The 13982-nt window shown below is 74.7% G+C and carries 11 protein-coding genes; 4 read left to right on the top strand and 7 right to left on the bottom strand.

The window, feature by feature from the left end:
• Window positions 1-5: 5 nt before the first annotated feature.
• The gene (locus tag HUT10_RS45470) at window positions 6-2849 is read left to right on the top strand and encodes an AfsR/SARP family transcriptional regulator (RefSeq protein WP_176176876.1); all 2844 of its coding nucleotides are present in this window, start codon (window positions 6-8) and stop codon (window positions 2847-2849) included.
• A 109-nt stretch (window positions 2850-2958) separates the two neighbouring features.
• Here HUT10_RS45470 and HUT10_RS45465 read toward each other — a convergent pair whose 3' ends face one another.
• From HUT10_RS45465 to HUT10_RS45455, 3 genes are all read right to left on the bottom strand, one after another.
• Complete coding sequence (locus tag HUT10_RS45465) at window positions 2959-4227, bottom strand: glycosyltransferase (RefSeq protein WP_176176875.1); 1269 nt, start codon at window positions 4225-4227, stop codon at window positions 2959-2961.
• A gap of 229 nt (window positions 4228-4456) precedes the next feature.
• Window positions 4457-5164, bottom strand: a complete 708-nt coding sequence (locus HUT10_RS45460) for a class I SAM-dependent methyltransferase (RefSeq protein ID WP_254897525.1) — start codon at window positions 5162-5164, stop codon at window positions 4457-4459.
• 187 nt (window positions 5165-5351) lie between these two features.
• Window positions 5352-6593: a helix-turn-helix domain-containing protein gene (locus HUT10_RS45455; protein WP_254897313.1), complete on the bottom strand. Its 1242-nt coding sequence runs from the start codon at window positions 6591-6593 to the stop codon at window positions 5352-5354.
• A gap of 262 nt (window positions 6594-6855) precedes the next feature.
• Here HUT10_RS45455 and HUT10_RS45450 point away from each other — a divergent pair, with 262 nt between their 5' ends.
• On the top strand, window positions 6856-7299 hold the full coding sequence (locus HUT10_RS45450) for a cutinase family protein (RefSeq protein WP_176176873.1): 444 nt from the start codon (window positions 6856-6858) through the stop codon (window positions 7297-7299).
• Here HUT10_RS45450 and HUT10_RS45445 read toward each other — a convergent pair.
• A complete protein-coding gene (locus tag HUT10_RS45445) occupies window positions 7236-10367 on the bottom strand; it encodes a tetratricopeptide repeat protein (RefSeq protein ID WP_176176872.1) in 3132 nt (1043 codons plus the stop codon). The genes HUT10_RS45450 and HUT10_RS45445 overlap by 64 nt on opposite strands.
• Window positions 10368-10646: 279 nt before the next feature.
• Between HUT10_RS45445 and HUT10_RS45440 the strand changes: the two genes are divergently transcribed.
• Both HUT10_RS45440 and HUT10_RS45435 read left to right on the top strand, forming a co-directional pair.
• Entirely contained in the window at window positions 10647-11801 is a 1155-nt protein-coding gene (locus HUT10_RS45440) for an alpha/beta hydrolase fold domain-containing protein (RefSeq protein ID WP_176176871.1), read from the top strand.
• Window positions 11802-11835: 34 nt separating this feature from the next.
• A complete protein-coding gene (locus HUT10_RS45435; protein WP_176176870.1) occupies window positions 11836-12306 on the top strand; it encodes a MarR family winged helix-turn-helix transcriptional regulator in 471 nt (156 codons plus the stop codon).
• 40 nt (window positions 12307-12346) lie between these two features.
• On the opposite strand, the gene HUT10_RS45430 is transcribed toward HUT10_RS45435, so the two are convergent.
• From HUT10_RS45430 to HUT10_RS45420, 3 genes are all read right to left on the bottom strand, one after another.
• On the bottom strand, window positions 12347-12580 hold the full coding sequence (locus HUT10_RS45430; protein ID WP_176176869.1) for a hypothetical protein: 234 nt from the start codon (window positions 12578-12580) through the stop codon (window positions 12347-12349).
• A gap of 134 nt (window positions 12581-12714) precedes the next feature.
• The gene (locus tag HUT10_RS45425) at window positions 12715-13383 is read right to left on the bottom strand and encodes a ubiquinol-cytochrome c reductase iron-sulfur subunit (protein ID WP_176176868.1); all 669 of its coding nucleotides are present in this window, start codon (window positions 13381-13383) and stop codon (window positions 12715-12717) included.
• Window positions 13380-13961 carry an RNA polymerase sigma factor gene (locus tag HUT10_RS45420; protein WP_176176867.1) on the bottom strand — a complete coding sequence of 194 codons (582 nt, stop codon included), beginning with the start codon at window positions 13959-13961 and terminating at the stop codon, window positions 13380-13382. Before HUT10_RS45420 ends, HUT10_RS45425 begins: the two co-directional genes overlap by 4 nt.
• Window positions 13962-13982: the final 21 nt, after the last annotated feature.

Genomic DNA, 13982 nt, shown 5'->3' with positions numbered 1-13982 from the left:
CGGCCATGCAGTTCCGCCTGCTCGGCTCCGTCGAAGTGCTCGGCGATGACGGCACGCCCGTCGCGCTGCCGGGGGCCAGGGCGCGGGCCATCCTGGCCATGCTGCTGGTTTCCCGGCCGGATGTGGTGTCCTCCGGCCGGTTGTTCGCCACCGGGCAGTCCGCAAAGGATCCCGTGAACGCGCTGCACGTCCAGATCGCGAAGCTGCGCGCCGCCTTGCCGGAGCCGCGGCTGGTTTCCGAACGCGGGGGCTACCGGCTGCTCACCCGGGACGGCGAGGTCGATGCCGACGTGTTCGCCGAGGCCTGCGCCACGGGACACGAGCTGGCGCGGCAGGGCGATCCGGCGGGCGCGGTCACCGTGCTGCGCGAGGCGCTCGCACGGTGGCGGCAGCCGGTCGGCTACGACTTCGCCGACGTCTGGCGGGCCCGGCTCCAAGAGCTGCGCCTGGCCGCGCTGGACACCGTGCTCGACGCGGAACTGACCCTCGGCCGGCATCGGGAGCTGGTGCCGGAGCTCGCCGGGCTCGTCGCGGCACACCCGTTGCGGGAACGGTTCGCGGAACTGCTGATGCGCGCCCTGCACCGCGGTGGCCGCCGTCCGGAAGCGCTGGCCGTCTTCGATGACCTGCGGCGGCGGCTGGCCGACGAGCTGGGCACGGACCCCGGGCCCGGCACGGCCGCGCTGCACCTGGCGATCCTGCGCGACGAGGCCGGAGCGCCGGGCGGCAACCTGCCGCACCCGGTCGGGATCCTGTTCGGACGAGACGCCGATCTCGGCGGCGCCGAGCGGCTGCTCGCCGAACGGCGCCTGGTCACCCTGACCGGGCCGGGCGGGGTGGGCAAGACGCGGGCCGCCCGCGAGCTCGGGCACCGGCTGCGCGGCCGGTTCCCCGACGGCGTCTGGCTGGCCGAGCTGGCTTCCGTCGCCCGCGACGGCAGCGTGCTCGACGCGCTCGCGGCGACGCTGCTGGACGGCGAGCCCGCGGCACCCGCCCGCGACCGGCTGCTCGCCCACCTCCGCGACCGGGAAGTCCTGCTGGTGCTGGACAACTGCGAGCACGTCGTCGAGGACGCCGCCGCGGCCGCGGAGCTGCTGCTCGGGCAGTGCCCGCGGCTCACCGTGCTGGCCACCAGCCGCGAACCGCTGAACATCGAGGGCGAGCGCCCGGTTCCGCTGGCGCCGCTCGCCCTGCCGGACGCGATCCGGCTGTTCCGCGACCGCGCACCCGGTGTCCGGGACGGCGACGCCGCCGTGGGCCGGCTCTGCGCCCGGCTCGACGCGCTGCCGCTCGTGCTGGAACTGGCCGCGGCGGGTACCCGGCTGTTCTCCCTCGGCGAGATCGAAGCCCGCCTCGACGACCTCGCGAACGCCTCCCGGCGCGCGCCGGCCCGGCACCACTCGGTCCGCGCCCTGCTCGACTGGAGCCACGCGCTGCTGTCGGAGGCCGAACGCCGGGTGTTCGCCGGGCTTTCGGTCTTCCGGGACGGCTGCACCTTCGCCGACGCCGAACGCGTGTGCGGCGCCACCGCCGGCGTGCTCGCGGCGCTGGTGGACAAGTCACTGGTGGTCGCCGGCCACGACGGCCGGTTCCGGCTGCTGGAGACCGTCCGCGGCTACGCGGCGTCCACCACGGACACCACCGTGTTCCACGACCGGCACGCCGAGGTCCGGATCGCGTTCGGCCGGGAGGTCTACGCCGGGCTGTCCTCCCCGCGGCAGCAGGAACTGCCGGCCCGCTTCCTCGCCGAGCTCCCCAACGTGCGGGCGGTGACGACCTGGCTGCTGCGACGCGGCGACGGGCCCCGCGCGCTCGTGCTGCAGGGCCTGCTCGGCTACCTCTGGTACGTGTGCGGGCGCGAGGCGGAAGGCGCGCGGTGGCTCGGCCGGGCGATCGGCTGCTTCGACGCCGGCCCGCGGTCCGGGTGCGACGGACCGCTCGCCGTGGCGCTGGCCTGGCACAGCTACCTCGGCTGGGCGTCCGGGGTGCTGCCCGATCCGTGGGCGCCGGCGGAGCGGGTGCGCGCGCTCTACCGCACCACGACGGACCGCGACGGCGTCCGCATCGCCCTGCCGGCCGTCGCGGCGGTGGCCGTGCAGCTGCGCCCGGGCGCCGAGGCGCGGGCCTGCCTCGACGAAGCCGAAGAGGTCATGGCGGAGTTCGACCACCCGTGGCTGCGCGCGATCCTGGACGCGGTGTGGTCCGAGCAGCACCGCCGTGAGGGCGACCTCGCGGCCGCCGTGGCCGCGGCGGAGGCGAACCTGCGGTACTTCGAGGGCATCGACGACCGGTTCGGCGTCGTCTTCTCCCACCTGCGGCTCGGGGACGCCGAAGAGCAGGCCGGCCACCGCGCCCGCGCCCGCGCGCGGTGGGCGCGGGCGCGGGAGGTCGCGCGAGCCGGGCAAGCGCCGGTCAAGCGGGGGTACGCCGAGCTGCGCCTCGCCTACCTGGACCTCGACGACGATCTCCCGGCGGCGGTCGCGGCGCTCGACCGGATCCGGGCGGAGGCGGCCGCCCTCGCCGCGGCCGACCTCGGCGCCGCGGCCGCGAACCTGCTCGGGCTGGCCCACGTCCGCCGTCGCGACGAAACCGGTGCGGTGACGTGCTTCCTCGAGGCGGTGGCGGCCGAGCGGGCGCTGCCGATCCGCACCGCGGTGGCCGCCGCGCACCTCACCGCGTTGGCGGGTCCCCGGTGGAAGCCGCAGGCGGAGGAGGCGGTGGGGCGGATCCCCGACCCGCTGCACCGCGCCGCGCTCGGCGTGCTGCTCGGGCAACTGACCGGAGTGGACGACCTCGGGCGACCGCTGCCAGGCGGGCCGGTCTGCACACCGCTCGCCGCCCTCGTCTGACCGCGCTCGGCGTACCGCTCCACCAACCGACCGGAATGACCCACCTCAGGCGACCGCCACCAGGCGGGCCGGTCTGCACACCGCTCGCCGCCCCCATCCGACCGCGCGCTCACACCCGCACGCGAGCCAGTCCTTCGACGTGGTCGGCGCACAACTCTCCCGCGTCGAGCCCGCGGTACTCCGCAGCCAGCTCCCCCGCCCGCCGCCGGTGGGACTCGCCGTCCAGCAGCTTGCGCACCGCCGTCTTCAGTGCTTTCTCCGACGGGGTCGCCGTGCGCAGGTTGAGGCCCGCGCCGGACCGCTCGACCCGGGCGGCGACCTCGGGCTTGTCTTCGGTCGCCCCGGCGACGACGAGCGGCACGCCCTGGGCCAGGGCCAGCTGCACCCCGCCGAAGCCGCCGTTGGTCACCATCGCGGACAGTTCCGGCAGCAGCCGGTCGTAGGGCAGGAACGGGGCGGTGAACGCGTTGCCGGGCAACGGGCCGAGCTCGTGCGCGCCGGTGCTCGCCACGACGGTGACGTCTTCGTCCGCCAGCGCGCGGATGGCGGGCCGCACGAGCTGTCCCAGGTCCGTGTCCGCGACCGTGCCCTGGGTGACGTGCACGATCGGGCGGCCCGCGGCGATCATCCGGTCCCACCACTCCGGCAGCTCCGTCGCCGGCGCCGGGTCGACCAGCGCCCCGACGAACTTCACCTGCGGCGGCAGCTGCTCGCGCGGGTGTTCCAGCCCGGCGACACCGTTTTGGAGGTGCAGGTGCGGCGAGACCCCGGACAGCCCGCGTTCCCCGGCCGGCAGGCCGAGCCCGGCGAGGATCCGGTCGCGGTGGTCGTACACCGGCTTGAAGACGACGTCGTCCAGCAGCCGGCGCACCACGCCGTTGCGCAGGCGGGCGAGCGCCCCGCGCCGGTACCGGAGCCCGGGCCCGAACGGCGGGACCTCCGGCGCCGGCAGCATCAGCGGCGTGACCCCGACGCTGACCGCGCGCGGGCCGCCCAGTTGCTCGAGCACCGCGGCGCCGACGTGGGCGGCGTCGTGCAGCACCAGGTCCGCCTGCCGCCGGCCGAGCTCCCGGCGCAGGTCCGCGACCTGCGCCGGAATAGGTTCCAGGAACACCGAACGCATGTCGTAGCGCAGTTTCGCGATCCCGTTGAGCCGGGTGCGCTCCGGAAAGAGCTCATCGACGTTGCGGCCCCGGTGGTCGATGGCCGGGTCCATCGCCACGAATTCCGCACCGGTGGCGCGGATCCGCTCCGCGAACACCTCACCGGAGCACCACCGCACCCGGTGCCCCCGCGCGGCGAGGGTGCGGGCGATGGGCAGCAGGGGGCCGACGTGGCCGGGCACGGGCATGGTCGCGAAGAGCAGGTCCAAAGGCATGCGGCACAGCCAACCAGTGCCCCCTTTCCGGATCCTGTCCGCCTCGCGACGAGGTGGACAGCGGGGTGCACCGGGACCGGCCGGCCGCGGGGCTCAGCCGGTTCCGGTCCACGCGGAGCGGGGCGGTTCCTCGCACGTCGAGGTGTTCTCGACGTGCGAGGTCGAACCGCAGGCCGCGCGCCAAGGCCTTCGGGTGGTGCGGATCGGCGGGCCGGTCGCGCGGAGGCGGCTATCCGGTGATCCGGACGACCACCTGCTCGTCGGCGTAGGAATACCCCTCGTAGCTCACGGAAATCCCGGTGCGGTCGAGGTACTCCCGCCACGCCCGGTACTCGTGCTCCTGCCAGCCGGGGAAGTTGAAGAACTCGTCGAACACCAGCACCGAGCCCGGGCGCAGGCGCGGGCCGACCAGGTCCAGCACGGTCTTCGTCGAGCTGTAGAGGTCCGCGTCGACGTGGACGAAGTCGACCGGTCCCGGGTGGGCGGCCAGGAAACCGGGCAGGGTGTCGGAAAACCAGCCGACGACCAGTTCGGCTCCGGCGACCTCGGGCCGGTTCTCGACGCTGAACGTCCCCGCCGGGAAGTCGATGCGCCAGTCTTCGGGCAGGCCCTGGAAGGAGTCGAAGCCGAAGACACCGCCGGAAGCCCGTGCGGCGGCGATGATTTTCAGGGTGGCGCCGGTGTAGACGCCGAACTCGAGTGCCATGCCCCCGGTGGGCGCGAGCGAGAGGGCGTGTTCGAGCGTGCCCTGCGGGTGGTCGAACCGCGGTGCGTCGGGCATGTGGGACCGGACGAACTCGGCCGACTCGAGGGCGGCCCGGCGGTCGGCGGCGTAGACGACGTCGCGCCGGGTCCGGATCTCGAACTCGATGAGGCGGTCGTAGATCCGCCGGTTCTCGGCCCGCAGCTCGGCGAGTTCCCGGTGCTGCCGCACCATCAGCGGTGTGACGGCTTCGGTCACGGTGTCTCTCAACCGCACCCGGATCGGTTGCAGCAGGCGCTGGCGCCAGGACGCACGCATCGCAGCGGGATTCCTCTCCTCGGAGGCTGCGGAGTGTAGGACATCGGCGGGGGCCTGACGCAGTGATCGATCGACAAAACTCCGGTGCGCACTCAGCGTTCTCTCAGGAAGGTGAAGTCCGCCGCAGCGCCATGGCGCGGAGCACCATCTCCATGGTGAAGCGGGTCTTCGGGTCGTGGAGGCGGTCGCCGAAGACCTGCTCGAGCTGGCGCAGGCGGTAGCGGACGGTCTGCGGGTGCACCACCAGCTCGGCCGCGATCTTCGGGACCTTGCCGCCGTGGCCCAGCCACGACAGCAGCGTCTCGGCCAGCCGCAGCCGCGTGGCCTCCGGGAACCCGGCCAGCGGACCGAGTTCGTGCCGGGCGAGCTGGTCGACGAGGTCCTCGTCCGACAGCAGCCACAGGGTCGTCAGGTGCTCGGCGCACCAGGTGATCCGGGTCCCGGGCAGCACCTCCGCCGCCACGAGCCGTTCGGCCGCGCGGGCCCAGCGCAGCGAGCTCGCCGCCTTGTCCAGCGGGGTCGGCGGCCCGACCACGATCCGCACCCCGAGCTCGGCGGCGATGTGCTGCAGGCGCTCGCGCTCGACGGGGGCCGGCAGGAGCAGGTGCGGGTGCGGCAGCTCCAGGTTGCTCAGCACGTCCGGTCCCCACGAGGCCACCGCGGCCCGGCTCACGGGGGTGTGCGGCTCGACCGCCACCGCGAGCACGGTGTCGGGCAGTGGCCACCCGACGGCCCGCGCGGCGTCGGCGATCACTTCGGCCGGGACGGCCGGCCGATCGAGGACCAGCTGCAGCAGCCGGCGGCGCAGGCCCTCGCGGGCGCCTTCCAGCTCGACCTGGGCTTCGCGGTGGCCCTGGAACGACATCTTCGCGAGCTCGTCGGCGTAGCCGAACAGCATTTCGCCCAGCCGCCCCATGGCCATCGACGACAGGTGGTGGCGCTGCCCGAGCCGCATGATCCCCTGCCAGGCGACCCGGGAACCCACGCGGTACGCGGCGTGGAGGTCGTCCAGGGTGCGGCCCGCGCGCGCTTCGAGGGCACCGAGCCGGCGGCACGTCTCGTGCAGCTTGTCCCGCGTGGTCGACGGGTCCTCGATCAGGTCCACGAACTGCCGGACGGCACAGTCGACGCCCTCGCGGGTCACGTGGTTGTACCGGCCCTCGTCCGGCCGGGCGTACACCGGCACCGCCCGCCGGACCTCGCGGACGATCCGGTCCACCAGCTGGGGCAGCGCCGGCCGCATCAGCCCGGCGAGCTCGTGCGCCTGAGCCGGTCTTCGGAGATCGTCGTCGGCCGGGCGCCGGGCGGCGGTGGCGAGCTGGTGACCGTTGTACCGGGGCGTCAAGCGTGTCCTCCACCTGTCGTGCTGGCCTTCCGAGCTTTACCCGGCAGTAAAGCAGCGGTCGCGGAGCAGGCGACACCGCCAAGGGGCGGCATTTTTCTCAACCGATCAAGAGCGTGACACCGCCGCGGGGCGACCGGCTGCCGCGGACCGGCGACGCCAGCGGGAAGCCGTCGGATCCGAGTGTCCACATCGGACTTTCTGTCACCCGGGCACAGCCGCCCGGCGGCCGGATCGGACCGCTTTTGCCGGGCCGCGGCCCCGGGTGCGACAGTCGCTTTCCCCGGCGGCACTCGCCTGCACCGACGTCGACGTGTCGGTGGCCCGCGGCACCTTCGAACCGGGCGCACTCGGCCTGTTCGTGGGCGACGCGGTCCACGCGGCCGTGCAGAGCCGGCTGCAGCCACGCTCGGTGAGCAGCTACGCGGTGAACCACCCGGCCGACCTCAGCGAACCGGCCTCGGTCCAGCAGGGCAACCGCGACCTGGCCGACCCCGTCACGAGCCAGGCCGCCGCCTGCCCCCGGCAGCGCTTCGTGCCGGCCGGCTACTCCCAAGGCGCCAGCGTGGTCGACAACTCGATCGGCACCAGCTGCGGTCCTCTGTGGACCACCAGATCCAGTCCACAGAGGACGCCAGCGAGCTTTCACCCTGGTTCGCGGAGGCGTTCCCGCACCTCGGCGGCGTCCGGCATCCCCAGCGCCTCGTAGATCGGGAGGGCCTCCGCCCACCTCCGGCGGGCCTCGGCGGCCGCGCCCTCCCTCGCGTGCGCGGCCGCCATCCCGTCGAGCGAGTGCGCCTCCTGCTCGCGGTCCTCGATGGCCCGGGCGTGCGTCAGGGCCTGCTGGTGGTAGCCGAGCGCTTCGGTGGTCCGGCCGGCCGCGCACGCGACCCGGCCCTGCCCGTTCAGCGCCGTGCATTCGAGCCGCCGGTCGCCGAGCTTGGCGGCCAGGGTCTGGGCCTGCTGGTGCGCGTCGCCCGCTTCGGGGTACCGGTCCATGCGTTCGTACGCCGTGCCCAGGTTGACCAGCACCTCCGTTTCGCCGACCGGGTCGCCGATCTCCGAAAACACGGCAAGGGCCTCGTGGTGGTGTTCGAGCGCTTCGGCGTGCCTGCCCCACCGCGAGGCGATCCGGCCGAGGTCGGTGTGCGCGACGGCTTCGGCCGCGCGGTCGCCGATGTCGTGCAGGATCCGCAGCGCCCGCTCGTGGTGGTCGTGGGCCTCGGTCAGCCGGCCGCGGCTCTGCAGGGCGTTGCCGAGGTCGTTGAGGATGCGGCCCTGGCCGACGCGCTGGCCGGTCTCCGCGTAGATCGCGGCGGCCTGCCGGTAGCACGTCACCGCCTCCTCGTGGCGTCCCAGGATGTGCTGCACCTGCCCGATGCTGGCCAGCGCGACGGCTTCCTGGCCGCGGTCGCCGATCTCCCGGCCGATCGCCAGCGCCCGGCCGTAGAGGGCCAAAGCCTCGTGGTGGCGGCGGACGCGGCCTTCGTTGTGCCCCAGCGCGATCAGCGTCCGCACCTCCCCGGCGCGGTCCCCCAGCTGCCGGAACAGCCCCAGCGCGCGCCGGTAGTGGTCGTCGGCGTCCCCGTAGGCACCGGACCGGGCGTGCGAGCGGCCGAGTTCCAGCAGGCCGCGCGCCTGCCCGGCCGGGTCGCCGAGCCGCTCGGCCGCCCAGAGCGCGCGCTGGTGCACCGAGAACGCGTCGGCGTTGTGGTAGCCGACGCTCAGGTACTCGTCGATCGCCCGTGCCAGCTCGACCGCGTACCCGGCGAGCTCGCCGTCCGCGGTGCGCGTGATCGCCACGAGGGTGAGCCGTTCGGTGTCCAGCCACGTCTTCGCGGCGACCGCCGACATCGATCCGGGCCGGTCCGGGCCGCCGTCGTCGCGCCGCCACCGGACGGTTTCCGGGAACAGCGCGTCCATCGCGGCCAGTGCACGGGCGAGGTAGTGCTCGTAGAGGTTCTTCAGCGCACGGCGCCGTTCGGGTTCGGCGAGCTGCCGCTGCGCGCGTTCGCGGGCGAAGGCGCGCAGCAGGTCGTGCATCGTCCAGCGGTCCGTGCCCGACGCCTCCACGAGGTGGGCGCCCTCCAGCACGCCGAGCAGCCGGCGGCCGTCGCGGGCGTCGGCACCGGCCAGCGCAGCGGCCGCTTCGCCGTCGGTGTCGCGGCCGGGGTGCAGGCCCAGCAACCAGAACAGGCGGTTCGCCGCGGGCGGCAGGTGCCGTTCCGACCAGGAGAACACCGCCCGCACGGCGGTTTCCGCGTCCGCCCCGGCGTCCAGCAGGTCCAGCCGGTGCCGCTCGTCGGCGAGGTCCTCGAGCCCGACCCGGCCGCGGCGGGCGACGAGCTCGGCGGCGACCCGCAAGGCCAGCGGCAGCCGGGCGCACTGGACGGCGAGGTCCGCGAGCTCCGCGGGCGCGGCGATCCGGTCGCCGACGAGCCGCCGGAGCAGCGCGACCGCTTCGCCGGGCGCCAGCACGTCCAGCGCGATCCGGCGGGCGCCGTCGCGGGCCACCAGCCCGGCGAGGTCGTCGCGGCTGGTGACGACCACCGCGCAGCCGGGCCCGGCGGGCAGCAGCGGGCGGACGTGCGTGGCGTCGCGGGCGTTGTCGAGCACGACCAGGACGCGCTTCCCGGCGGTCAGGCTCCGGTACAACGCGACCTGGGCCTGCAGCGTGTCGGGCTGCCGGTCGGCGGAGACGCCGAACGCGGTCAGCACCCCGCGCAGCGCCTCCCCGGCCGCCAGCACGCCGCCGGGGTCGAAGCCCTGCAGGTTGACGTAGAGCTGCCCGTCGGGGAACCGGGCGGCGACGCGGTGGGCCCAGCGCACGGCCAGCGCCGTCTTGCCCACGCCCGCCGTGCCGCAGATCGCGAGGACGACGACCTCGCCGTCGATCCCGGCGGCCGCGGCGTCGAGGGCGGCGAGTTCCGGCGCGCGCCCGGTGAAGCCGCCCACCGCGGGCGGCAGCTGGGCCGGCCGCGTCGCCACGGGCACGGGCGCCGTCGGCGCGGCCTGCAGCCGGGGGTCGTGCGCGAGGATGCGGTGCTGGATGGCGGTCAGCTCGGCGGACGGCTCCACGCCGGCGTGTTCGACCAGCTCGTGGCGGGCGCGCCGGAAGGCGTCCAGCGCGTCCGCCTGCCGGCCCGCGCGGTAGAGCGCGGTCATCAGCTGGCCCCACAGCCGCTCGTGCCCGGCGTGGGCCGCGGTCAGGTCCGTCAGCTCGGCGACGAGCTCCCCGCCCGCCCCGGCGGACAGGTCGGCGTCGACGCGGTCCTGGACGGCGTCGAGGCGTTCCCGCACCAGCCGGGTCCGCTCCACCTCGAGGGCGGCGATCCCGTCGAACTCGTCGTAGGCCCGGCCGCGCCACAGGTCCAGCGCCGCCGTCAGCCGTTCGCGGGCGAGCGGGGCCGCGCCGCCGGTCAGCGCCGCGCGGCCGTCCCTGGCCAGCTTCCGGAACCGCACCGCGTCCACGGTGTCCGGTTCGAGCAGGACGTACCCCGGTGCCCGGGTGCCGATCAGCCCGGCGGCCGCCGGCAGCGCCCGCCGCAGCCGGGAAACGTAGGTCCGGACGGTCCGCTCGGCGTCCGGCGGCGGTTCGGGGCCCCAGAGCTCGGAGACGAACAGCGACACGCTCACCGGGCGGCCGGCGTGCGCCGCGAGCAGCGCCAGCATCGCCCGCAACCGCGGCCCGCCGGCGTCGAGCGGGCCGTCGCCGGCGTCGACCTCGAACGGACCCAGCACCCGGAGCTCGATGCCCGGCGCCTGCCGATCCGCCATCCCGGCCCTCCGCACCGCCCCGTTCCGCCGTGCTCAGGACGCACCGGCCCGGCGCGGGGATACGCCGTTGCTCCGAACAGACCAGCCGGCCGCCACACCGCCCGGCGACCCGATGAGCTTAGCGGCACCGCGGATCACCTTGCCAGGAGCGCAACCGCGTCGACTCGGGTCCACAGTGGACGCACCACCAGCACCGGCGGGAACCCGGGTGTGGCATTTAGTCACGATCTATGACTATCATGAATCTTGACCAACTAAGGGAGACCCGAGGAGCTGACGATGTCGGTCATCGAGCTGACCACGTTCACCGTGGCACCGGAGAACACCGAGGCGATGCTGGCCGCGCGCCCGGGCATGGTGGCCGCGTTCCGGGAGGACCGGCGCGGCTTCCTCGCCGCGCGCCTGGTCCGCCTCGACGAGCGGACCTGGCTGGACTTCGTCGAGTGGACCGACGACGCCGCCTGGGACGAGTCGAAGGCCAAGGGCGCCAACCTGCCCGCGATCGGGGCTTTCTTCGCCACCATCGGCGGCCTGGTCGGCGCCGAGCGCGGCGTGCGGTACGACGACGCCGAAGACGGCACCCGGCGGGTCCGGACCGTCGCCTACGGCCCCGAGCCGTCCCAGGTCGGCGAGCTTTACCTGCCCGAAGGCGACGGCCCGTTCCCCGTCGTCGCCGTCCTCCACGGCGGCTACTGGACCGCCATGTGGGACCGCCGCCAGATCACCGACGTCGTCGACGACCTCGTCGGGCGCGGCTACGCGGTGTGGAACGTCGAGTACCGCCGGATCGGCGAGCCCGGTGGTGGCTGGCCGGGCACCTTCCTCGACGTCGCCGCGGCGATCGACGCCCTCGACGGCCTGGACCCCGCCCTCGACACCACCCGCGTGGTCCTCCTCGGCCACTCCGCCGGCGGGCACCTGGCCACCTGGGCCGCCCACCGCGGCGCGCTCCCGCCCGAAGCACCCGGCGCCCACCCGAAGATCACCCCGGTCGGCCTGGTCGAGCTGGCCGGCGCGCTCGACCTGCGTGCCGCGGACGCGGCGGGCTTCGGGAAGGTGCTCGCCGACCCGGACGCCGAGCCGCCGAAGGACGCGCCCGAACCGGCCCGGCCCGAGGTGTGGCCCGCGGTGGCCGACGCCGTCGGCGGCGGGATCGTGCCGCTGCTGGCCGCCGGGCACCACGCCTGGACGTCACCGCTGGAGCTGGCCGGCCCCGGCGTCCCGGTGCTCGCCGTCCACGGCACCGCCGACGAAGCCGTGCCCGCCGAGTGGAGCCGCCGCTACGCGGAGAAGGTGACCGCCGAGGGCGGCACGGCCCGCTACCTGGAGGTCGAGGGCGGCACCCACTTCGACGTCGTCCACCCCGGGCACCCGGTCTGGGCGGAGATCGCCGAGTGGATCCGGGAAACCGTCACCGGGCGGGCTGATCGTTAGGCTGTCCGCGGAAGGCGACGGCGAGGAGCGGCGGATGGTGACCCGGGCGGAACGCAACGCGACGAACCCCGACCTGGGCGTGCTCGCGGGCCGGTTGCTGTTCGCGGTGCAGCGCGAGCTGTTCTCGACGCTGGCCGAGCGGGGCTTCGCCGACCTGAAGCCCCGCCACGGCGCGGTGCTGGCCTACCTCGACCCGGACGGCGTCCGGGCGACCGACCTGTCGAAGCTTTCCGGCCAGCACAAGCAGAACATCGGCATCCTCATCGACGAGCTGGAGTCGCTGGGCTACGTCCGCAGGCTCCCGGACCCGCGAGACCGCCGGGCGAAGCTGATCTGCCCGACCGACCGCGGGCTCGCCCAGATGCGCACGGCGGACGCGATCATGGCCGACATCCAGCGTCGCCACGCCGAACGGATGGGAGCCGCCGACTACGAGCGGTTCAAGCGCCGGTTGATCGACATCACCGAACACCAGCGCGCGCAGTTCGGCGCCGCCGAAGACTGAGCCGCGGCTCCTTTCCCCACAGCCGGATGCGCCGGCAACGCTATTCGCCGGAGAGTTTTCCTTCGACGGCCATCCCGGCGACCATTCCGCCGGCGACGATCAACGGCGCCACCGCGATCGCGGGTGGGAAGGCGATCGCGGCGGCCGTGGCCACCGCGCCTCCGGCGATGGCGCCGAGTCCCATTCCGGGACTGTCCCTGGTCTCGCTCACATCCGGCTTCGGCAGGCTCATCGGGCCGAATTCCATTTCCATGATCCATTTGTCGTCGCTCATGCCACCAGAATATCGCCGCGGAAACCGTTTTCCGGGGATCCATCGGAGTGTTCGAACAGCGGTACCGACAGTGATTCACCGGCTGACCCGAGTCCCGCGACCCGGATTTCCCCGTGCCGCGGACCCCGCGACGGTCACGCACCCTCCGGCGGCACCAGGACTTCGACGGCTCCCCCGGCCTCCCGCACCACCAGCTGCGGCAGCGGTGGCGGCGTCACCGGCAGCTGGTGCAGGACTACCGCACCGTCGACGGCGAACGACGTCCGGTGGCACGGGCAGTTCAGCCGCCGGGCCGGGGCGTCGAGGTTCAGCCGGCAGCCGAGGTGGGTGCAAGTTGCCGACACCCCCCGCACCTCGCCGCCGGTGCGGCGCACGAAGCCGGCCACGGCGCCGAAGTCGAACGGCAGCACGCCGCCCTCGGGCAGGTCGTGGGCCGCGGCCACGGCCCGCCACCGCCCGTTCTCCGGCCGCAGGGTTTCCTCTTCCGGCGGCTCGGCTCCGGACGTCACCAGGTACTCGACGCCCGCACCCGCCGCGGCCGCCACCGCGGCGGCCGAGGACACCTGGATGAACCGGCGCCGGGTGCCGCCCCGCTCCGGCGCCGGTTCCCCGAGTTCCCGCGCGAGCCGGCGGTGCAGCCCGGCCACGAACTCCTCGCTCGCCGCCGCGGCGCCGGGGCGGGCGGCGCGCAGCAGCACCGCGGTCCGCAGCTCGGCCTCGTCGCCCGGACCCGCCGCGAACGGGCGCGGCCGTCGCCGCCGCAGGAGGTCCTTGACGAACCGGCGGACGCCTCGAGTGCTCACGTCTCCATCCCTTCCGCCAGCTGGGCCGCCTGGCGCAACGCCCGGTGCTGCAGCACCTTCGCGTTGCCGACGGTGATGCCGAGCTGCTCCGCCGCTTCCTTGAGCGAACACGCCTGCAGGAAACGCAGCCGCAGGATCTTCGCGTGCCGCTCCGGCAGGAGCGCGAGGATCGCCTCGGCACGGGCGAGGGTGCCCGGGTCGACGGCGCCGGCTTCGAAGGCGGCGACGTCGTGCTCGTCGTCCAGGGTGGTGATCTCCCGGCCGAGCGTGCGCCGCCAGTGCCCGGCCAGCACGGTCCGCGCGGTGGCCAGCAGGTACGCCCGCACCTCGCCCACGCTCGCCGAAACGCGCAGCGGCCGCAACGCCGTCAGGAAGACCTCCGTCGTGAGGTCCTCGGCGTCGGGCCGGTTGCCCACCTTCGCAAACATCAGCCGGTGGACGCGGTCGACGTTGTCGCGGTAGACCGCCTCCCAGTCCGGGTAGACGTCCGGCCCGACCGCGTGCAGCCGCGGACGGGGCGCCGCGCCCGCTTCGTCCTGTTCGGCGCGCTTGCGCCGGAACCGCTGTGCCACCGGCACCGCCCGCCTTCTCCCCGCCGA

Origin of the sequence: Amycolatopsis sp. Hca4 (assembly GCF_013364075.1) — a bacterium.
GTDB lineage: Bacteria > Actinomycetota > Actinomycetes > Mycobacteriales > Pseudonocardiaceae > Amycolatopsis.
This window is presented reverse-complemented; position numbering and strand designations above follow the sequence as displayed.

What these genes read in the sequence shown, in the direction of transcription:
- HUT10_RS45435 (WP_176176870.1), top strand. Translation starts at nt 11,836, where the DNA reads ATGGTGACCCGGGCGGAACGCAACGCGACGAACCCCGACCTGGGCGTG.
- HUT10_RS45430 (WP_176176869.1), bottom strand. Translation starts at nt 12,580, where the DNA reads ATGAGCGACGACAAATGGATCATGGAAATGGAATTCGGCCCGATGAGC.
- HUT10_RS45470 (WP_176176876.1), top strand. Translation starts at nt 6, where the DNA reads ATGCAGTTCCGCCTGCTCGGCTCCGTCGAAGTGCTCGGCGATGACGGC.
- HUT10_RS45440 (WP_176176871.1), top strand. Translation starts at nt 10,647, where the DNA reads ATGTCGGTCATCGAGCTGACCACGTTCACCGTGGCACCGGAGAACACC.
- HUT10_RS45445 (WP_176176872.1), bottom strand. Translation starts at nt 10,367, where the DNA reads ATGGCGGATCGGCAGGCGCCGGGCATCGAGCTCCGGGTGCTGGGTCCG.
- HUT10_RS45465 (WP_176176875.1), bottom strand. Translation starts at nt 4,227, where the DNA reads ATGCCTTTGGACCTGCTCTTCGCGACCATGCCCGTGCCCGGCCACGTC.
- HUT10_RS45460 (WP_254897525.1), bottom strand. Translation starts at nt 5,164, where the DNA reads ATGGTGCGGCAGCACCGGGAACTCGCCGAGCTGCGGGCCGAGAACCGG.